At 74.2% G+C, this 21,411-nt stretch carries 7 protein-coding genes; 6 read left to right on the top strand and 1 reads right to left on the bottom strand.

Annotated features, from left to right (window positions below; genetic code table 11):
• The first annotated feature begins 334 nt into the window (after positions 1-334).
• Genes ACFUJ1_RS10750 through ACFUJ1_RS10725 form a run of 6 tightly spaced genes read left to right on the top strand, consistent with a single transcriptional unit; the run spans position 335 to position 20,063 of the window.
• Positions 335-5,359, top strand: coding sequence for an amino acid adenylation domain-containing protein (locus tag ACFUJ1_RS10750; protein WP_378644636.1), 5,025 nt, complete (start codon positions 335-337; stop codon positions 5,357-5,359).
• A 25-nt stretch (positions 5,360-5,384) separates the two neighbouring features.
• Positions 5,385-10,040, top strand: coding sequence for a condensation domain-containing protein (locus ACFUJ1_RS10745; RefSeq protein WP_378644634.1), 4,656 nt, complete (start codon positions 5,385-5,387; stop codon positions 10,038-10,040).
• Between the two features lies 1 nt (position 10,041).
• Positions 10,042-10,806: a thioesterase II family protein gene (locus ACFUJ1_RS10740; protein ID WP_378644632.1), complete on the top strand. Its 765-nt coding sequence runs from the start codon at positions 10,042-10,044 to the stop codon at positions 10,804-10,806.
• On the top strand, positions 10,803-12,110 hold the full coding sequence (locus ACFUJ1_RS10735) for a polyketide synthase (protein WP_378644630.1): 1,308 nt from the start codon (positions 10,803-10,805) through the stop codon (positions 12,108-12,110). Before ACFUJ1_RS10740 ends, ACFUJ1_RS10735 begins: the two co-directional genes overlap by 4 nt.
• Positions 12,103-16,620, top strand: a complete 4,518-nt coding sequence (nbtC, locus tag ACFUJ1_RS10730) for a nocobactin polyketide synthase NbtC (protein ID WP_378644628.1) — start codon at positions 12,103-12,105, stop codon at positions 16,618-16,620. Before ACFUJ1_RS10735 ends, nbtC begins: the two co-directional genes overlap by 8 nt.
• 5 nt (positions 16,621-16,625) lie before the next feature.
• Positions 16,626-20,063 (top strand): amino acid adenylation domain-containing protein, encoded by a 3,438-nt coding sequence (locus ACFUJ1_RS10725; protein WP_378644626.1) that lies wholly within the window; start codon positions 16,626-16,628, stop codon positions 20,061-20,063.
• On the opposite strand, the gene ACFUJ1_RS10720 is transcribed toward ACFUJ1_RS10725, so the two are convergent.
• On the bottom strand, positions 20,060-21,409 hold the full coding sequence (locus tag ACFUJ1_RS10720; protein ID WP_378644762.1) for a SagB family peptide dehydrogenase: 1,350 nt from the start codon (positions 21,407-21,409) through the stop codon (positions 20,060-20,062). The genes ACFUJ1_RS10725 and ACFUJ1_RS10720 overlap by 4 nt on opposite strands.
• Positions 21,410-21,411: the final 2 nt, after the last annotated feature.

Here is a 21,411-nt window from a genome sequence, read left to right as displayed (position 1 = left end):
AAAGTAAGGCTTGGCTTCGTGGTTCTCCCGCGGCCCGTAAGCTGCTGTGTCCGTGGTCGATTCATCCCACGTTCGGACTTTTCTCGCTTCCCCAGACCCGCATGAAATAGGCTAGGCTAACCTTGCATTCGCTAGGAGGGGGTCGGGTCATGCGTGAGCTGTCGTTCGAGCCCGAGATCGAGAAATGTGCGGCAGGCCCGGCCATTACGTGCGCGGGCCGCTCGGCGGCGGCCTGATCGTCGCGCCGGAGCGGAGGCGACGGGCCCCGCCCGCTCCCATCGGAACTCGCCGGTATTCCCCTGCCCGTTCGAACCGAGACAGTCGAAGGATGAAGATGGCAGACGACATTCTCGAGCGCCGCAAGCAGTTGCTCCAGCGCCGACTGCGGGAGCACGGCGTCGAGGCGTCGTCGCGGGAAGCCGCTGTCCCGGAACGTGTTCCGGGGGAGCCGGTCGCGCTCTCCGCGGCGCAGCGGCGGCTGTGGTTCGTGCAGCGGCTAGATCCGGCCGATGCCGCGCTGAACGTCGGAGTGGTCTACCGGCTGGCGGGCGAACTCGATCCGGAGCGGCTGCGCGCCGCCGTCGCGTCCGTGGTGGCCAGGCACGAGGTGCTGCGCACCACGTATCACGTCGGCGACGAGGGCGAGCCGTACCAGGTCTCGCACCTCGATCTCGGAATCGACTGGCAACGGCACGATCTCGATCATCTTCCCGAGCCGGAGCGGGTCGACCGCACCCTTTCCATCGCGGGGGAGCAGCTCGCCCGGCCGTTCGACCTCGCGGCGGACCCGCCGCTGCGCGCGACCCTCATCGCGCTCGGTGACCATGCCTGGGCGCTCGTGCTCGTGGTGCACCACATCGCCTGGGACGACGATTCCTGGCCGGTGTTCTTCACCGAGCTCGCCGCCGCCTACCGCGGCGCCGAGCTGCCCGCGCTGCCGGTGCAGTACGTCGACGTCGAACTGCGCGACCACACCGACGACGAGGCCGGGCTGGAGTACTGGCGCACCGCCCTGACCCCGCTGCCCGAGCCGCTGGAGCTGCCCGGCGGCGGGACCGGCGGCGGCGCGGACCGGGTGGTGCGGGAACTTCCCGCCGAGCTCGTCGAGCGGGTCGCCGCAGCCGCCAGGGAGCGGTCGGCGACGCCGTTCATGGTGCTGCTCGCGGGTTTCCAGGCGGTGCTGCAGCGCTACACCGCCGCCGCCGACTTCCTGGTCACCGTGCCGGTCACCGAGCGCCGCGACCCCCGCGCGGAGCCACTGATCGGCTACTTCGGCAACGCGCTGCTGGTGCGCGCGCGGCCGGACGCCGCCGAGCCGTTCGCCGCGCTGCTCGACCGCACCCGCGCCACCGTCTCCGGCGCCTTCGCCAACCAGGGCGTCGGCGTCGACCGGGTGATCGCCGCGGTCGCCCCGCAGCGGACCGGCGGCGGGGACGCGCTGCACCAGTTGGTGCGGGTGAGCTTCAGCGTGCGCAGCGCCGCCGACGGCCTCGAACTGCCCGGAGTGCGCAGCACCGAGCTGGCGATCCCACCGGTCGCGGCGCAGGAACCGCTCGGGCTCATGGTCGTTCACGACCGCGCCGGGGCCAGGATCGAGGCCACCTTCCGGCCGGGCGCGCTGGCCCGGCCGCTGGTCGAGCGGCTACTCGGGCACTACGTCCGGCTGCTGGAGAGCGCGCTGCGCGACCCGGCCGCGCCGCTGCGCACGCTGGACCTGCTCGGCCCGGCGGAGCGCGAGCTGGCGCTCGCCGACTCCCGCGGCACGCTCGTCGCCGAGCGGCCGGACACCATGATCGACATGGTGCAGCGGCAGGTCGCCGCGGGTCCGGAGCGCACCGCGGTCCGCTCCGACGAGGTCGAACTCACCTACCTGGCGCTGAACGAGCGCGCGAATCGGCTGGCACAGTGGCTGATCCGCGCGGGAGCAGGCCCGGAGCGGCTGGTCGCGCTGCGCATGGCCACCTCGGTGGAGTTCGTGGTCGCCGCGCTCGCGGTGCAGAAGGCGGGCGCCGCCTACCTGCCGATCGACCCCGCCTACCCGGCCGAGCGCACCGCCTACCTGCTCGCCGACGCCGCCCCCGCGCTGGTCATCGACCCGGAGGCGTTGGCGGCGGCCGAGCGGGAGGCCGCCGGGCTGCCCGCGCATGACCCCACCGACGCCGATCGGCGGGCGGCGCTGCACCCGTGGAACACCGCCTACGTCATCTACACGTCGGGCTCGACCGGGCAGCCGAAGGGCGTCCCGGTCCCGCACGCCGCGATCGCCGAGCACCTCTCCGGGTTCACCGCCGAGTGGAGCCTGACCCCCGACGACCGGGTGCTGCAGTCCACCTCGGTCAGCTTCGACGCCTCGCTGCTGGACATCTTCGTGACGCTCACCGCGGGCGCCTGCGTGGTCGTCCCGAAGCCGCACGCGTACCGGGACGTCCCGTACGTCGCGGAGCTGGTGCGGCGGCACGGCGTCACCGTGCTGCACATGGTGCCGTCCATGCTCGCGACCTTCCTCGTCCTGCCCGTGGCGGGCGACTGGAGCACGCTGCGGCACGTGCCGGTCGGCGGCGAGGCGCTGCCCGGCGAGGTCGCCGACCGCTTCGCCGCCCGGTTCGACGCCGAGCTGCGCAACCACTACGGGCCGACCGAGGCCGTGGTCTGCTCGGCACACACCGTGGTCACCGGGGTACAGGGCACCGGCGTGGTACCGATCGGGCGCCCCAACCGCAACGTGCACCTCCACCTGCTCGACGCGGCGCTGCAGCCGGTGCCGGAGGGTGCGACGGGCGAGATCTACCTGGGCGGCAACCAGCTGGCCCGCGGCTACCTGAACCGGCACGGCCTCACCGCCGAGCGATTCGTCGCCGACCCGTTCACCGCGGGCGGGCGGCTCTACCGCACCGGCGACCTGGCCCGCAGGAACGAGGCCGGGCTGATCGAATTCCTCGGCCGCGCCGACGAGCAGGTCAAGGTGCGCGGGCACCGGATCGAGCTCGGCGAGGTCGAGGCCGCGGTGGCCGCGGCGCCGGAGGTGGCGCACTGCGTCGTCGTCGTGGTGGAGCACGCCACCCTCGGCCCAGCGCTGGCCGCCTACGTGGTGCCCGCCGATGGCGCCGAACCGGAGCCGGGCGCGCTGCGCGAGCGGGTGGCCGCGGTGCTGCCGGAGTACATGGTGCCCGCGGCCTTCACCGTGCTCGACGCGGTCCCGCTGACCGCGCACGGCAAGCTGGACCGCCGCGCCCTCCCCGCCCCGGTCTTCGCCGAGGCCGGGACCTACCGCGAGCCCGCGACGCCGACCGAGACCCGGGTGGCCGAGCTGTTCGGCACGCTCTTCGACCGGGACCGGATCGGCGCCGACGACTCCTTCTTCGAGCTCGGCGGGCACTCGCTGCTCGCCGCGCGGCTGATCACGATGATCCGCGCGGAGTTCGGGATCGAGATCGACATGCGGGTGCCGTTCGACAAGCCGACGGTGACCGCGCTGGCCGGGCACCTGGTCGAGACCTTCCGCGCCGAGTTCGACATCGACCTGGACGAGATCGACCTGCTCGACGACGCCGACGAGCTGGAGCCCGTCCCGCTGCCGCACGCCGCGCCCGGCAAGCCCGCGCTGGTGCGCCGCGAGCGCCCCGCGCACGTCCCGCTCTCCTACTCGCAGCGGGTGTACTGGCTGCAGCGGCGGCTGGAGGGGGCGATCGACGGCGAGAACGTCAGCTACCCGGTGCGCTTCGACGGCGAACTCGACATCGCCGCGCTGCGCACCGCCATCGACGACGTGGTGGCGCGGCACGAATCGCTGCGCACCACCTTCCCCGAGCACGACGGCACGCCCTACCAGCTGGTCGCGCCGGCCGCGCCGGTCCCGGTGCCGGTCGTGGAGATCGCCGAGGCGCAGGTCGACGCCGAGCTGGCCGCGGACTGGGACTACGTCTTCGACCTCGCGGCCGAACCCATGGCCCGGTTCCGCATCCTGCGGCTCGGCCCGGACCGCGCGGTGCTCTCGATCCTCATGCACCACATCATCGCCGACATGCGCTCGTGCCAGATCTTCCTGGCCGACCTGACCACCGCCTACCGCGCCAGGGTCACCGGCGCCGCGCCCGGCTGGGCCGAACTGCCGCTGCAGTTCGCCGATTTCGCGATCTGGCAGCGCGAGATCTTCGACCGCGGCGCCGACCGCGCGGTCAGCCCGTACGGCCAGGCCGAGCTGGACTACTGGCGCGCCACCCTGGCCGGGCTGCCGGACGAGATCGCGGTCGCGCACGACCACCCGCGCCCCGCCGTGCTCGGCCGCAACGGCACCAGCGCCACCAGGGTGCTGCCCGCCGCGACCTGGGATGCGCTGCGCGTCACCGCCGATGCCGTCGGCGCCACCGAGTTCATGCTGTGCCAGGCGGTCAGCGCCGCGGTGGTGAACGTGCTCAGCGATATCGAGGACGTGGCGATCGGCGCCGCGGTCGCCAACCGGATCGGGCAGACCACCGACGAGCTCGTCGGGCTCTTCGCGAACGTGGTCGTGATGCGGCACAACGTCTCCGGCGGGCCGACCGCGCGCACCCTGCTGCAGCGGACGCGCGCCGCCGCGCTGGACGCCATCACCCACCAGGGGGTGCCGTTCGAGCGGCTGGTCGAGTCGATCAACCCGCCGCGCTCGCTCTCCAGGAACCCGCTGTTCCAGGTGATGATGCACTTCCGGCACCGCCCGGTGCCGGTGCCGTTCAGCGCCGACGGGGCGACCACGATGGCGGGCATCGCCGGCTACTACGACGTCTCCTTCATGGACTTCCACCTGGACTACTCGGTGGACACCACCGGCGAACTGGTGGCGCGGGTGGTGGTCAACCCCGACCTCTACGACCCCGCCACCGGCGAGATCTTCGCCGACGTGCTGACCGGCGTGCTGCGCGCCTTCGCGGAGGAGCCGGACCGCCCGCTGGCCGAACTCGGCATCCGCCCGCAGGGCTGGGACACCACCCGCTCGGTGGTGCGGCGCGGCCAGGCCGCCGTCGCCACGGTCTACGTCGAACCCGAGACCGAGACCGAGCGGGCGCTCGCCGCGTTGCTGGAGGAGCTGCTCGGGGTGCCGAAGATCGGCCGCGAGCACGGGTTCTTCGGGCTGGGCGGAGACAGCGTGATCGCCGTCAAGTGGGCCGCCCGCGCCGCCGAGGACGGGCTGCGGCTGAGCCCGCAGATGGTCTTCGAGCACTTCTCCATCGCCGAACTCGGCAGTGCGGTGGACGCGGCGCTCGCCGACCCGCCCGAGCGGCAGCCGGACGCGGCCGACGAGCGGCAGCACGCCCCGATGTCGGTCTCCGGGCTGGACGCCGAGGCACTCGCCGCGCTGCAGAGTTCCTGGTCGCAGCGCTGATTCGCGCGTGGAGGAGGAGAACCGGATGACCGAGGCCCCGGCCGAGATCGAGGACGTGCTGGCGCTGAGCCCGCTGCAGGAGGGGCTCTTCTCGCTGGCCCGGCTGGCGGGCGACGGCCCCGACGTCTACACGATCCCGTTCGTCGTCGACCTCGACGGCCCGCTGGACGCGGCGCTGCTGCGGCGCTGCCTGACGGCGCTGCTGCGGCGGCACCCCAACCTGCGCGCGGTGTTCTGGGACCGCGACCTGCCCCGGCCGGTGCAGATCGTCCCGCGCGCGGTGGCGCTGCCGTGGACCGAGCGCGCCGCCCGTGCGGAGGAGCTGGCCGGAATCGAGGCCGAGGAGGTCGCGCGCCCGTTCGACCTCGGCAGCGGGCCGTCGCTGCGCGCCACCCTGGTGACGCTGCCGCCCGGCCCGGACGGCAGGCCCCGCGCGCGGCTGATCCTCGCGGTGCACCACATCCTGCTGGACGGCTGGTCGCTCGGCGTGCTCTTCGGCGAGCTGCGCGCGCTGTACGCGGCCGGGGGCGCCGCGGAGGCGCTGCCCGCCGCCCGGCCCTACCGCGACTACATCGGCTGGCTGGCCGCCAGGGACATGTCCGAGGCGCAGCGCTGGTGGCGCGCCAAGCTGGAACTGTTGACCGGGCCGCTGATGGTCGCCGACGGCACCGTCACCGGCGGCATCGCCGAGGTCACCCGCTTCGGGCTCGGGGCGGGCGACACCGAGCGGCTGCGCGGGTGGTCCCGCGCGCAGGGGCTGACCGTGAACTCGGCGGTGCAGTTCGCCTGGACGTTGCTGCTGTCCCGGCTGACCGACCGGCGCGACGTCGTCTACGGCACCATCGTGACCGGGCGGCCGGAGAGCATCGCCGGGGTCGAGCGCATGGTCGGGCTGTTCCTGAACACCATCCCGGTGGTCTTCGAACTCGACCCGGCGGCCGCGGCCGGGGCGGAGTGCCTGCGCCTGCAGCGGGAATCGGCGGCCATGCGCGACGCCGGATTCCTGAGCCTGTCGGCGGTGCAGCGCGCGGCCGGGCACAGCGCGCTCTTCGACACCCTCTTCGTGTTCCAGAACGCGCCGATGACCGAGGTGCTCGGCGGGGGAGCGGCGGGCGGGGTCGGGTTCCGGCCGCAGATGGCCAAGAACCTCACGCACTATCCGCTCACCGTCGTCGCCTACTTGGAGGGCGACGAACTCGCGGTCGTTGTGGAGGCGGACGCGGCGGCGATCCCCTTCCCGCCAGCGGACATCGGCGCCGCGCTGCTCGCCGTGCTGCGCCGGCTGCCGGACGCGGCCGAGCTGCGCTGCGACGACCTGGACACCGCCGCCGCGCACACTGCCCGCGCCCTGGCGACTCCCGCGCTGCCGGAGCTGGAGCCGGCGGCCACGCTCTTCGCGCTGATCGAGCGGCAGGCCGCCGCCACCCCGGAGGCGATCGCGCTGAGCAGCGCCGACGGCACGCTCACCTATCGCGAGCTGACCGCGCGGGCCAGGGGCCTCGCCACCGAGCTGGTGGCGCGCGGCATCGGCCCGGACGACGTCGTCGCGCTCTACCTGCCGCGCTCCGAGCGCGCGATCGTGGCGCTGCTCGCGGTGCTCGCGGCGGGCGCCGCCTACGTGCCGGTCGACGTCGCCCTGCCCACCACCCGAGTGGCATCCATCCTGCGGCAATCGAACCCGGAGCTGATCGTGATTGCGGGAGGTGCCATCGCCCAGGCGCTACCGCTCGACCCGGGTGGCCCCGGCAGTGACCACCATCCGGCCCCGCCGCTCGACCCGGGTGGCCCCGGCAGTGACCGCGATCCGGCTCCGCCGCTCGACCCGGGTGGCCCCGGCAGTGACCACCATCCGGCTCCGCCGCTCGACCTGGACGGTCTCGGCGGGAATCTCGACCCGGCCTCGCTGCTCGACCTCGACCACTTCGACCTGCCCGGCCGCGCAACGGCAGACCCGGTGGCCGCGGCGCCACACCCCGCGAACCTCGCCTACCTCATCTTCACCTCCGGCTCGACCGGCGAGCCGAAGGGCGTGGCGGGCACGCACGCGGCGGTGGTCTCGTACTTCACCGACCACCGCGCCCGGGTCTACCGCCCGGCCACCGCACGCCTCGGCCGCACACTGCGGATCGCCCACGCCTGGTCCCTGAGCTTCGACGCCTCCTGGCAGCCACTGGCCGGCCTGCTCGACGGGCACACCGTGCACCTCGTCGACGAGCCCACCATGCGCGACGCCACCCGCCTGGTCGCCGAACTCCGCGAGCACGGCATCGACATGCTCGACACCACGCCCTCCATGTTCCGGCAGCTGGCCGCCGCCGGATTGCTGGAGCAGCCACCCGCGGTGCTCGCGCTCGGCGGCGAGGCCATCGACACCGAGCTGTGGGCCCGGCTACGCGCGCTCCCCGGGGTCGCGGTGCACAACTGCTACGGCCCGACCGAGACCACGGTGGAGGCGGTGGTCGCCGACGTCACCGCCGCCTGCCCGACGCCGACCATCGGCGCGCCCACCGCCGGAACGACCGCGCACGTGCTGGATTCCCGGCTCCGCCCGGCAGCGACCGGCGCGGTGGGAGAGCTGTACCTGGCGGGCGCACAGCTGGCCCGCGGCTACGCCGGACGGCCGGGGACCACCGCGGAGCGGTTCGTCGCCGACCCCACCGGCACCGGCGCGCGGATGTACCGCACCGGCGACCTGGTGCGCGGGCTGCCCGGCGGGGCCATCGGCTACCTGGGCCGGGCCGACGACCAGGTGAAGATCCGCGGCTACCGCATCGAGATCGGCGAGGTGGAGACCGCACTGCGCACCGCGCCCGGCATCACCGCGGCGGCGGCGACCGTCGTGCGGCGCGGCGACGCCGTCACCCTGGTCGGGTTCGTGGTGTCCGACACCGAGCCGGACACCGTCGCGCTCCGCGCCGAGCTTGCGGAGCGGCTCCCCGCCTACATGATCCCGGCCCGGCTGCTCCCGCTGCCCGAACTGCCGGTGACGAGCAACGGCAAGCTCGACGTCCGCGCCCTGGCCCTGCGCGCCGAAACCGCGCTCGCCGGTGACGGCGCGGCAACCCCGGAGACCGAGACCGAACGAACCCTCGCCACCGTGCTCACCGAGGTCTTCGACGGCCGCACCCCCGGTGTCGAGGAGGACTTCTTCGCCTTCGGCATGGACAGCATCGTCGCCATCTCCCTGGTGAACCGGGCACGCAGACACGGCCTCGCGCTCGACGTGCGCACGGTCCTGGCCGCGCCATCGATCCGGGACCTGGCCGCCGCGCTCGACCGGGCAGCGGCGCTACCGACGCCCGTCCCCGAGGAACCCGGCTACGGCCCGGTGCCGCCGCTGCCGATCGTCCAGTGGCTGCACACCCTCCCCGCCTCGCGCAGACTCGCCCAGAGCCTGCTCACCCGGCTCCCCGCCGGGCTGACCAGCGCGGATCTGGCGGCGGTGCTGCAGGCGGTGCTCGACGGCCACGACACCCTCCGCGGCTTCCTCGACCACACCCCCGACGGCCCGCTCCTGGTCACCCGCGAGCCCGGCACCGTCGCCGCGGCCGACATCCTCACCGAGGCCGACGCGACCGGCGACGCCCCCGCCACGCTGGCCGCGCAGAGCGACGCCGCGCTGGCGGCGCTCGACCCGGCGGCGGGCGCGCTGGTGCGCGCGGTCCGGCTGCGCGGCGCACCCGGCGGCGACCTGCTGCTGCTCACCGTGCACCACCTCGCCATCGACGTGGTGTCCTGGGGCATCGTGCTCGCCGACCTGGCCGCGGCGTGGGAGCAGCTGGAGGCGGGCGCGGTCCCCAAGGCCGTCGCCGAGGCGACCGGCTACCGGCACTGGTCGCGGCTGCTGTGGCAGCGCGCGGAGACCGCCGAGGTGCTGGCCCAGCGCGAATACTGGGCCGGGCAGCTGCACGGCCCCGACCCCGCGCTCGGGCGCCGCCCGCTCGCCCCCGGCGACACCTGGGCGACGCTGCGGCTCACCACCACCACCGTGCCGGCCGACACCACCGCGCGGCTGCTCGGCGCCGCCGCCCGCGGCGACGGCATGCGCGAACTGCTGCTCACGGCGCTGGCGCTGACCGTGGTCTCCCGGCGCCGCGAGCGCGGGCAGCCCGCCGACGGCGGCACTCTGGTCGGGCTGGAGAGCCACGGCCGCGCCGACGCGGTGGTCGGCGCCGACACCTCGGGCACCGTCGGCTGGTTCTCCGCGCCCTATCCGGTGCGGCTCGGCGCCGGCGCCGCGATCGGGGTCGAGGAGGCCGAGCGCGACCCGGATGCGGCGCGCGCACTGCTCGACTCGGTGGTCGCGCAGCTCGCGGCGGTCCCCGCGCAGGGGCTCGACTTCGGGCTGCTGCAGTCGGTGGCCCGGGTGCCCGAGCTCGCGGAGGCACCGTGGCCGCAGCTCGAGTTCAACTACCTGGGCCGCACCGACCTGCTCGGCGGCGGCGAGCGGGCCTGGGGGATGGTGACCGACCCCGCGCTCACCGCCGCGCTGCCGATCGCGCCGGAGCCCGAGCTGCCGCTGCGCTACGCGCTCGGGCTGATCGCCGCGGTCGGGCCCGGTCCCGAGCTGACGCTCACCTGGCGCTGGAGCGGCGAACTCTTCACAGACACCGAGATCGACGATCTCGCAGCACTTCTCGGCCGCGCCGTCGCGGCACTCTCGCGGAAGGTGGACCGATAGCATGCAGCACAATCAGGGGTGGATCAGGAAGTTCCACGAGGCGGACTCGCCGCACCGGCTGCCGCTGCTGATCTTCCCGCACGCGGGCGCGGGCGCCTCCGCCTACCGGGCGCTCTCCGCCGCGCTGGCCGCGCACTACGACGTCATCGTCTTCCAGTACCCGGGCCGCCAGGACCGCGCGGGTGAGCCCGCGCTCGGCTCGCTGCCCGACATCGCGGTCGGCGCCTACGGCGAGTTCCGGATGTCGCCGTACAACCGGGACACCCCGATCGTCGTCTTCGGGCACAGCATGGGCGCCTTCGTCGCCTTCGAATTCGCGCGGCTCGCCATCGCGGCGGGCGTCGACGTCAGGCAGCTCACCGTCTCGGCCGCGGTGGCGCCCTCGCGCGCGCAGTTCCGCGAACCGACCCCCGAGGGCGACGAGGAGCTGCTCGACCACCTGGTCTCGCTGGAGGGCATCGACGCCGACGTGCTCGCCAGCCGGGAGATGATGCGCTTCTCGCTGCCCGCGATCAGGGCCGACCACCGCGCCTCCGAGGCCTACCGCTGCCCGGCGAGCGTGCGGGTGGCGACCAGGGTGCACGCCATCGGCGGCGACCGCGACCCCATCGTCTCGATGGCCGACCTGCACGGCTGGAGCAGCCACAGCGACGACGTCGAGGTCACCCTGTTCGAGGGCGGGCACTTCTACCTGCAGCAACACCTCGAGGCGGTCACCGGGCTGCTGGCGGAGCAGGCGTACCCGGACCCGGCGGCGCGACGGTGACCGCCGCCGACCCGATCGTCATCGCCGGGTTCGCGGTCGAGGCGCCCGGCGGCATCGACACCCCGCGCGCCTACTGGGCGGCGCTGGAATCCTCGACCGAGCTGATCGGCGCCTTCCCTCGGGATCGCGGCTGGCCGCTCGACGAGCTGCTCTCGGTCTCCGAGCTGGACGACTGGGGCGCCGTGCAGGACGCGGGTGGATTCCTCACCGGCGCAGCGGATTTCGATCCGGCGTTCTTCGGGATCGCCCAGCGCGAGGCCATCGCCACCGACCCACAGCAGCGGGTCGCGCTGCGGGTGGCGTGGCGCGCGCTGGAGAACACCGGGCTCAACCCGGGTGCGCTGGCAGGAGCCGACGCGGGCTGCTTCATCGGCTGCTCGCCGATGGAGTACGGGCCGCACGGCGCCAAGGTCGACGAGTACAGCGGGCTGCGGATCATCGGCCACGGGCTGCTCAGCGCGGCGGCGCGGATCTCGCACTGCCTCGGGCTGATCGGGCCGTCCATGACGGTGGACGCCGCCTGCGCCTCCTCGATCACCGCCCTGCACCTGGCGGCCGCCGCGGTCCGCGACGGCGACTGCGAGTGGGCGCTGGCCGGGGCCGTCTGCGTGATGGGCTCGCCGCTGGCGTTCTACGAGTTCGCCAGGCACAACGCGCTCTCCGCCGACGGGCACTGCCGCTCGTACTCCGACGACGCGAGCGGCACGCTGTGGGGTGAGGGGGCCGGGGTGGTCGTCGTCGAGCGCGAGTCACGGGCGCGCGAGCTCGGGCACCGGATCCACGGCACCCTGCTGGCCTCGCACCACAACCACAACGGCGCGGGCAAGCCGATCCTGGTGCCGCGCACCGACGCCCAGGAGCGGCTGATCCGGCGCACCATCGCCAGGGCCGGGATCGACCCCGCCGACATCGGCATGATCGAGGGCCACGGCACCGCGACCCGGGCGGGCGACCCGGTCGAGCTGCGCGCGCTGCAGAACACCTACGGCGTGGCAGGCTCCGCGCCGCTGCTCGGCTCGGTGAAGTCGAACGCCGGGCACGCCCAGGCCGCGGCGGGGATGCTCGGCCTGGTCAAGCTGCTGCTGGCCGGGCAGCACGGCCGCATCCCGCCGACCCTGTTCGCCGACAACCCGACCACGAAGGTCGACTGGGAGCGGTCGAGCCTGCGCCTCGCCGCGAAGGTCGAGCCGTGGGAGCCGAGGGACGGCAGGCGCTACGGCGCGGTCTCCTCCTTCGGCGCGGGCGGTTCCAACGCGCACGCGATCCTCGCGCTGCCGGTCGACGAGGAGAACGACGATGCCTAGTCATCGCCTGCCCGACGGGTCGATCCCGGTACTGCTCTCCGCGGACAGCCCGGCGCTGCTGCGGGCCGAGGCCGCCGCGCTGCTCGGCTACCTCGCCGAGCACCCGGCCGTCGCGCCGGGCCGGGTGGCGGAGCAGTTGCTGCGCACCCGGGTCGCGCGCAGGTATCGCGCGCTGCTCGCCGTCACCGACGGGGCCGAGCTCGCGGCCGCGCTGACCGCGGTGCGGGACGGGGTCGCGCACAGCGCTGTTGTCACCGCAACCGAGCCCGGTGTGGAGCGGAGCGTCGCCTTCGTGCTGCCCGGGCAGGGCACCCAGCGGAACGGGATGGGCCGGGTCTTCTACGAGGGGGTCGAGGCGTACCGGAGCGAGGCCGATCGCTGCGCCGCGCTGTTCGAGGAGCAGTTCGGCGCGTCCCCGCTGCCCTACCTGCTCGGCACCGGCGACGAGGCGGAGGAGTCCGCCGCCGTCGTGCAGCCCGCGCTCTTCACCCAGATGGTGGCGCTCGGCGCGCTGTGGCGGTCGTTCGGCGTGCGGCCCGCCGCCACCGTCGGGCACAGCCAGGGTGAGATCGCCGCCGCGTACCTGTCCGGGGTGATGAGCCTGGCCGACGCCGTCGTCGTGGTCGGGACCAGGGCGCATGCCGTCGACAAGATCGCCTCCGATCGCTATGCCATGGCGGTGGTCGCCGCCGACCGCGAGGAGTGCGAGGACGTCATCGCCCGGCTGCCGGGCTGGGCCCAGGTCTCGGTGCGGAACGCGCCGCGCATGGTCGGGGTCTCGGGGGAGCGGCACACCGTGCAGGCCGTGGTCGAGGCGCTCGCCGGGCGCGGGCGCTTCGCCCGGGTCATCCGGGTCGGCTATCCGGCGCACACGGTGCTGCTCAACGAGTTCCGCGACCTGATCCACGACGCGGTGCACAGCCGGCTCGACAGCACCCGATTCCTGGAATCCGAGATTCCCTGCATCGGCTCGACGCTCGGCGCCGCCGTGACCCCCGAACTGCCGGTCGACGAATACTGGTTCTGGAACCTGCGCAACCCCGTCCGCTTCGACCGCGCGATCGGCGCCGCCGTCGCCGCGGGCGTCGACACCTTCATCGAACTCGCCGAGCATCCGACGCTGCATCTCGCCATCGAGGAGAACCTGGCCGAGCTCCCCTCCACCAGGACTTTCGGCACCTCGCTGCGCACCGCGACCGACCTGCGCGAGTTCACCCGCAACCTGGCCGAGCTCGCCGTCACCGACCTCGGATTCTCCTGGGACGGCCTGCGCACCGGCGACCGGACCCCGCCCGCGCCACCGCTGCTCGACTTCCCCAATGTCGCCATGAACGAGCTCACACTGTGGCTGCCGCACGACACCACCATCGGGCGCGGGCGCGCTGATCGCACCGACGCCCCCACCGTCGGGCGTGGTCAGGCTGATGGCACCGACACCCCCACCGTCGGGCGTGGTCAGGCTGATGGCACCGACACCCCCACCGTCGGGCGTGGTCAGGCTGATCGAGCCGACGCCCCCACCGTCGCGCTTGGTCAGGCTGATCGAGCCGGTGGGCACGGCGAGGCGCGAACCGTTGTGGCCGCGGGGCCGCAACCGCAGCTGCTGGTGGACAACTGGGTCCGTCTGAGCCGACGCTCGGTCACCGCGCCGCGACGGCTCGGCATCGTCGACCACACCGGCGAGCAGGCCGCACTCGCCGCCGAGTTGTCCGCGTACGCGAGCAGGCAGGGGCTCGACGGGCGGCTGCTCGCCCCGGACACCCCCGCGGACGATATCGACACCGTCGTGGTGCTGCTACCCACGCGCCCGGCACCGGACGCCGCGACGGCGGTCCGCGAACTCGCCGCCTTCCTCGGCGAACGCAGCTGGTGGACCCCACCCGGCGCGGCGATCGCCGAGTACTGGCTGATCACCACCGACGGCGAGGCGGTGCTGCCCGAGGACGCCCCACCACACCCGGTGCACGCCGCCGCGAGCGCCGCCTTCCGCTCCGCGGGCGCGGAGTACCCCGGCATCGCCTTCCGCCACCTCGACCTCGGCGCCGAGCACACCGCACCCGCCATCGTCACCGCCCTGCACACCGCGGCGGAGCCGGAACTGGCACTGCGCGACGGCAACCTCTACGCCAAGCGCCTCGTCGAGGCCGACCCGGCCACCCTGCTCGCCGGGCCGATCCGCGCCGCCGACGTCCTCGTGACCGGCGGCACCGGCAGCCTCGGCCTGGAGTTCTGCGAGCACGCGGTGCGCTCCGGCGCGCGCCGGGTGACGCTGCTCAGCCGCTCCGGCGAGACCTCGGCGGTGACCGCGCGGCTGCGCGAGCTGCGCGCGCTCGGCCCCGCCGAGATCGAGGTCATCGCCTGCGATATCGCCGACCCCGGCGCCGTGGCCGCGCTCGGCGATCGCCTCGCGAGGGTCGGGTTGCTGGTGCACGCCGCCGCCGACAATGCGGCGATCGGCCCGGGCGGGCTCACCGACATCACCCCCGACCAGGTCGAGCGGGCCATGCGCGGCCGGGTGCTCGGGCTCGAACCGGTGCTGGAGCGGCTGGCGCCGGAGTGCGAGATCGTGCTCTGCTCCTCGCTCGCCGCCACGATCGGCGGCCGCGGCACCGTGCTGTACGCGGCCGCCAACCGCCTGGTGGACGCGCTCGCCAAGCGGTACCGCGCGCGCGGCAGGCACTGCGTGGCCGTGCAGTGGGGTCAGTGGGCGGTCTTCCGCGGCAGCGGTGCCGCCGAGCCGGCCCGGCTCGCCGAGGTCGGCTACCTGCCGATGGAATCGGCCGACGCGCTCGCACTCGGCCTGGGCGGGCTGCGCACCGACGCCGCGGTCGCCGCCTTCGACTGGGAGCGCGGCCGAAACATACTCGCCGCCTTCGGATACGGTCCGCTGCTCGCCGACCTGAAAACCCCGGTCGCCCCCGCCCGGCGCGCACCCGCCGCCGCGCCCGCGGAGCCCGCACCGGTCGCTGGGCCTACGGGTGATGTCGCAGCGCGAGTTGCCACGTTGCTGGCCGGAATCATCGGGGCCGACGATCCCGGCTCCATCGACGGCACCCGCCCGCTGGTCGCCATCGGCCTCGACTCGCTGCAAGCGCTCGCCCTGCGCAGGCAGGTCGCGAGCACGTTCGACGCGGACATACCGGTGTCGGAGCTGATCGGCGGGGCATCGCTGAACGACGTCGTCCGGCTCATAGGCGTACCCGCCGCCGTCCCGGTGGCAGAGGCGAACGCCTCGGTCTCGGCCGGACCGTCCGGCGCCTCGGTTTCGCCGGTGCCACCACACGCTCCGGCCACCCCGGCACCACCTCACGTACCGACCCCGGTGGCCTCGGCAGCGCCGCCTCATGCCGCCCCGGACACCCCGGCCCTCACCCCCGCCGACCGCCTCGCCCGGGCGAAAGCGGCAGCCCAGCGCGTGATCCCGATCGACTTCGACGCGAACACCTTCCGCTCCGCCCGCCGCGACATGGACCTCTTCGGCCTCCGCGCCATGCTCAGCACCCTCCGCCCCCACCTGTCGCCAACCGAACCGCGCACCGCCGACGACCTCGCCGACCGCCTCCACTTCGCCCCGAGACACCGCTGGCTACTCCGCCAATGGCTGCAAGCCCTCACCACCGACGGCTGCCTCACCGGCGACCGGTCCACCGGCTACCGCTACGCCCGCGAGGTCGCACCCCCGGAACGCCCCGACCTGGCACAGGTCTGCGCCGACCTCGGCTACCCCCGCCCCCTCGCCGACTTCTTCCAGTCCTCCGACGACCACCTGACCGAGCTGGTCCAGGACACCATGCGGCTCCAGGAGCTGCTCTTCCCGGACGGCGACACGACCACCGCCGAAGCCGCCTACCGCAACAACCTGAGCAGCCGATACCTGAACCTCGCCGCGGGCCGCGCGGTCGCCGACCTGGTCACCGGCAGCACCCGCCACCACGCCCCGGCCCGCGTCCTCGAACTCGGCGCAGGCATCGGCGGCACCACCGACGAGGTCGCCGCGGCCCTGGACGGCCTCCCGGTCGAGTACCACTTCACCGACGTCTCCGACTTCTTCCTGACCGCAGCCAAGCACCGCTTCGCCCGCTACCCGTGGATGCGCTACGCCCTGGTCGACATGAACCGGGACCTGACAACCCTCGCCCCCGCCGACATCGTGATCGCCGCCAACGTCCTGCACAACGCGCACGACATCGGCGTCACCCTGCGGCACCTGCACGACCTGCTGCGACCCGGCGGCGCGCTGGTCGTGATCGAAACCTGCCACGCGCACTGCGAACAGCTCACCTCGGTGCACCTGCTCATGTCCCCGCAGCCCGGCCAGCCGCACGCCGGCCTGGCCGACGTGCGCGCGGGCACCGACCGCATCTTCCTCACCGAGGACGAGTGGCGCGCCGAACTCCGCGCGGCCGGCCTCACCCCCGACCTGGTCCTGCCGCAGCGAGACCACCCGATCGCCGCCCTCGACCAGCGCGTCTTCATCGCCATCCGCGACATCGAACCGGGCAGGAAGTGAGCACCATGGACAGCACCGGAACCCCCGCGGCCATCGACCGGACCGAGATCACCGCCGCGGTCGCGGCCGCCCTCGCCATCGAACCGGACGCGATCGACAGCGACGCCGACCTGATCGAACTCGGCCTCGACTCCATCCGCATCATGAAACTGGCTGGCGGCTGGCGCAAACGCGGCGCCGCGATCAACTTCGCCCAGCTCGCCGCCGCCCCCACCGTGGCGGCCTGGCAGGAGCTGCTCGGCGTCCACGAACCGGAGCCCCCGGCGCCGACCCCGCCCGGCCCCGGCGCCGACGACGAGCCCTTCCCGCTCGCGACCATGCAGCACGCCTACTGGATCGGCCGCGCCGACGAGCAGGAGCTGGGCGGCGTCGCCGCGCACCTCTACGTCGAATTCGACGGCGGCTCGATCGATCCCGCCCGGCTGGAGCGGGCGGTGGCCGACCTGGTCGCCGCCCACCCCATGCTGCGCACCCGCGTCCTCCCGGACGGCACCCAGCAGACGCTCCCCACCCCCGGCCGCCCGGTCTTCACCGTCACCGATCTCCGCGACCACCCGGACGCCGAAGCCGAGCTGAACCGGCTGCGCGACAGCAAGACCCACCAGCGCCTCGCCATCGAGGACGGCCAGGTGCTCGATGTCACCCTCACCCTGCGCCCCGGCGACCGCTGCCGCCTGCACCTCGACGTCGACATGATCGCGGGCGACGCCATGAGCTACCGCGTCCTCGTCGCCGAACTCGCCGAGCTGTACCACGGTGCCACCCTCACCGCCCCCGGCTACACCTACCGCCGCTACCGCACCGAGCACCGGGTGGACGAGGCGACCAGGGAGCGCGACCGCCGATGGTGGCAGCGGCGGCTCCCCGAGCTCCCCGGCGCCCCCGAGCTTCCGGTGGTGCCGGTGGGCGAACGCACCGCCCCGCACCGCACCGTCCGCTACGACCACTGGCTCGCCCCCGAGGCCAAGCGGCGGCTGCTGGCCGCCGCGCACGAGCGCGGTATCACCCCGGCCATGGCGCTGGCGGCGGTCTTCGCCGACACCATCGGCGGCTGGTCCGCGCAGAGCCGCTTCCTGCTCAATGTGCCGCTCTTCCACCGCGAGCCGGTGCACCCCGAGATCGACCGGGTGATCGGCGATTTCACCTCATCGATCATGCTCGACGTGGACGTCACCGCGGAGCTGACGGTGACCGAGCGGGCGCGGGCGCTGCAGCGCGCCGTGCACGAGAGCGGCGCGCACGCCGGCTGGTCCGGGCTGGAGGTGCTGCGCGACCTCGGCAGGCAGCGCGGCGAGCCGGTGCTCGCCCCGATCGTCTACACCAGCGCGCTCAACCTCGGCGAGCTCTTCGCGGAGCGGGTCACCGAGACCTTCGGCGACCCGGTCTGGATCATCTCGCAGGGCCCGCAGGTACTGCTGGACGCGCAGGTCACCGAGGTGCGCGGGGGACTGCTGCTGAACTGGGACGTGCGCGCCTCCGCCTTCCCGGCCGGGCTGGTCGACGCCATGTTCGCGCACTACACCGCCGCCGTCGCCCGGCTCGGCGCGGACGCCGAGGGCTGGGCGGCCGGTGCCGCCCCCGCGCTCCCGGCCGCGCAGGCCGCGGTGCGGGCCGCCGTGAACGCCACCGACGGCCGGGTCAGCGGCCGCCGCCTGCACCAGGGCTTCTTCGAACACGCCGCCGCGAACCCCGCCGCACCCGCGGTAGTCGGCGAGCCGGGCTGGAGCTACGGCGCGCTCGCACAGGCCGCGCTGGCCGTCGCGGGCGCGCTGACCGCCGCCGGGGTGCGCCCCGGCGACGCCGTCGCGGTGCAGCTGCCGAAGGGGCAGGACCAGATCCTCGCCGTGCTCGGCGTGCTCGCGGCGGGCGCCGCGTACGTGCCCATCGGCTTCGACCAGCCCACCGCGCGCCGCGCCGAGATCCTCCGCACCGGCGCTGTCGCCGTCGCGCTCACCGTGCCCGGCGCCGACCTCGGCTCCGATGTCACGACCGTGGCCATCGCCGACGCCCGCACCGCGCAGCCGCTCGCGCACCCCGTGTACCCGGCCCCCGAGGCCATCGCCTACGTCATCTTCACCTCCGGCTCGACCGGGAAACCCAAGGGCGTCGAGGTGCCGCACCGCGGCGCCATGAACACCATCGACGCGGTGAACGAGCACTTCGGCGTCGGCCCCGCCGACCGGGTGCTCGCGCTCTCGGCGCTGGAGTTCGACGCCTCGGTCTACGACATCTTCGGCATGTTCGCGGCGGGCGGCGCGATCGTCGCGGTCGACGCCGAGCAGCGCGCGGAGGCCACCACCTGGGTGCGGCTGCTGCGCGAGCACCGGGTCACCATCCTGAACTGCGTGCCGAGCATGCTCGACATGATCCTGGAGATCGGCGGCGACCGGCTCGGCGACGCGCTGCGCGCGGTGACGCTCGGCGGCGACTGGGTCGGCGCCGACCTGGCCCGCAGGCTCGCGAAGCAGGTGCCGGGGTGCCGATTCGCCGGACTCGGCGGCGCCACCGAGACCTCGATCCACAACACCATCTGCGAGGTGCGCGGCGAGCCGCCCGCGCACTGGGCGACGGTGCCGTTCGGGGTGCCGCTGCGCAATGTCCGCTGCCGCGTGGTCTCGCAGGCCGGGCGGGACTGCCCGGACTGGGTTCCCGGCGAATTCTGGGTCGGCGGCGCGAATGTGGCGGCCGGGTACCGCAACGACCCGGAGCGCACCGCCGAGCGCTTCGTCGAGTACGACGGGCTGCGCTGGTACCGCACCGGCGACCTGGCCCGCTACTGGCCGGACGGCACCATCGAATTCCTCGGCCGCGCCGACCACCAGGTGCAGCTCCGCGGCTACCGGGTCGAGCTGGGCGAGGTGGAGAGCGCGCTGCGCACCGTGCCAGGGGTGCGGCACGCGGTCGCCGCCGTGATCGGCCCGAAGCTGGTGGCCGGCGTCGCCGGAGCCGCCGATATCGGCGACCCCACCGCCGCCCTCGCCGAGCTGCTGCCCTCCTATATGATCCCGGCCCGGATCGAGCACCTGGCGCGGATGCCGCTCACCGACAACGGCAAACTCGACCGCCGCGCCGTACTCGCGCTGCTGGAATCGGCCGGGGACCCGGCCGAGCACGTCGCGCCGCGCGACGACCTGGAGGCCGCGCTCGCCGACATCGCGCGCGGCGTCCTCGACTCCGGCCCCATCGGCGTGCACGACGACTTCTTCGGCCTCGGCGGCGACTCCGTGCTCGCGACCGGTTTCGTTGCCCGGGTGCGGGAGTGGCTGGAGACCGACCACGCCCTGGTCTCCGACGTCTTCGCCACCCGCACCGTCGCCGAGCTCGCCGCCCGGCTCACCGCGCGCGAGGCCGACCGCGGCACCCCCGACCGGCTGCCGGTGGTCGCCCGGCTCTACCTCGAGGTCGCGGCCATGAGCGACGAGGAGGTCATGGCCGCGGGCTAGCCGCCGGGCAGCGGCGTCCCGACGATGATGCTGCCGACGCTGCACTCCTCGAGCTCGTCCACCCCCGCGGCGCGCACGAACGCCGCGGTGTCGCCGAACCCCTGGGCGCAGGCGCCGAGCCCCATGGCCGTCGCGGCCAGGTACACGGTCTGCATGAGCACCCCGACGTGCTTGAGGATCACCGCGTAGGAGACCTGCTCGTAGGTCCACATGACCCGCCCGGTGCGGGCCCCGAGGACCAGCAGCACCTGCGGCTCCGCGCCATCGGCGAGCGTCGCCGAAGTGGACTTGACCAGTGTGGACACCGCCGGGCTCGCCGCCTCCGCGATCGGCCGCAGCGCGTGCTCGTGCGCGTCGTAGTGGTACATGCCCGGCGCCAGCCCCGCGACATTGCGGACCACCGGATACAGCTCCAGCTCGTACACGCTGCCCCCGCTCGGGTACGGCTTCGAGACCAGCTCCTCTCCCGGCACCTCGGACCGCACCCCCCGACTCCGCGCGGTGCGGAAGAGCAGCTCGGCGAGCTGCCCGAGCGTGATCGGCGCGGCGTCGTCGAAGGCGCGGGTGGAGACCCGGTCCTCCAGCACGGCGGTGAGCGTGGGGTCGGCGGCGCGCAGGGCGGCCAGGTCGGGGCGCGGCAGCGGGATCGGGTCGGCCGGGTAGCCCGGCTTGCGCGCGGGTGGCTGCGGGAACTGCCCCTTCGCCCACTTCGTCGGCCCGAAGTGCTCCCAGGTCACGACGCGTTCGCCGAGCGTGCTGCGCCGGTGGAACCACAGGTCCGGCGCGCTCCAGCTGCGGCTGGTGAACGCCTGCTCCTCGGCGGCCGGATCGGCCAGGAAACCGCCGCGGTGCAGATCCGCCCGGAAGCGGTCCGCCGCGGGCAGCCCCAAGCCGGACGGCTCCAGCAGCGCGAGGAACCGCGGATCGTGGATCCGGATATCGCACCAGGACAGCGGGTGTTCGAGCACGAACCCGTCCGCATCGCGGTGCAGCACCGCGAATTTGGAGAGGGTGGCGGTCGGCGGCCGCGGCACCGGCTCGCCCTGCGGCGGGGTCCCGAACGGCAGCACCGTATACAGGTCGCGCCCCTCCGCGCGCACCGTGACCGCCAGCCAGCCCGCCCCCGCGAGCCGGTCCAGCAGCGGGGTGACGTCCTCGCCCGCGGCCGTCGCCAGCTCGGCGACCGTGGCCGGTCCGCGATTGAGCGTCTTGAGCGCGAGCAGCTGCCCCCGCGGCAACCCGCTGAGCTTCTGCTTCTGCGGCGGGTTCAGCAGCACCGCCCCCGCCGGGGTGATCACACAGGTGGCACCGGCCCGGAGCGCGAGCCGCGTCTCACCGGACGACATCA

The organism is Nocardia sp. NPDC057227 (assembly GCF_042669725.1).
In the GTDB taxonomy this organism is placed as follows: Bacteria; Actinomycetota; Actinomycetes; order Mycobacteriales; family Mycobacteriaceae; genus Nocardia; species Nocardia asteroides_A.
The sequence above is the reverse complement of the archived record's forward strand: the minus strand, read 5'-3'. Positions and strand labels throughout refer to the sequence as shown.

Excerpts from the sequence above, each read along its gene's own strand:
- nbtC (WP_378644628.1), top strand. The coding sequence starts at position 12,103 with ATGCCTAGTCATCGCCTGCCCGACGGGTCGATCCCGGTACTGCTCTCC.
- ACFUJ1_RS10750 (WP_378644636.1), top strand. The coding sequence starts at position 335 with ATGGCAGACGACATTCTCGAGCGCCGCAAGCAGTTGCTCCAGCGCCGA.
- ACFUJ1_RS10740 (WP_378644632.1), top strand. The coding sequence starts at position 10,042 with ATGCAGCACAATCAGGGGTGGATCAGGAAGTTCCACGAGGCGGACTCG.
- ACFUJ1_RS10725 (WP_378644626.1), top strand. The coding sequence starts at position 16,626 with ATGGACAGCACCGGAACCCCCGCGGCCATCGACCGGACCGAGATCACC.
- ACFUJ1_RS10720 (WP_378644762.1), bottom strand. The coding sequence starts at position 21,409 with ATGTCGTCCGGTGAGACGCGGCTCGCGCTCCGGGCCGGTGCCACCTGT.
- ACFUJ1_RS10745 (WP_378644634.1), top strand. The coding sequence starts at position 5,385 with ATGACCGAGGCCCCGGCCGAGATCGAGGACGTGCTGGCGCTGAGCCCG.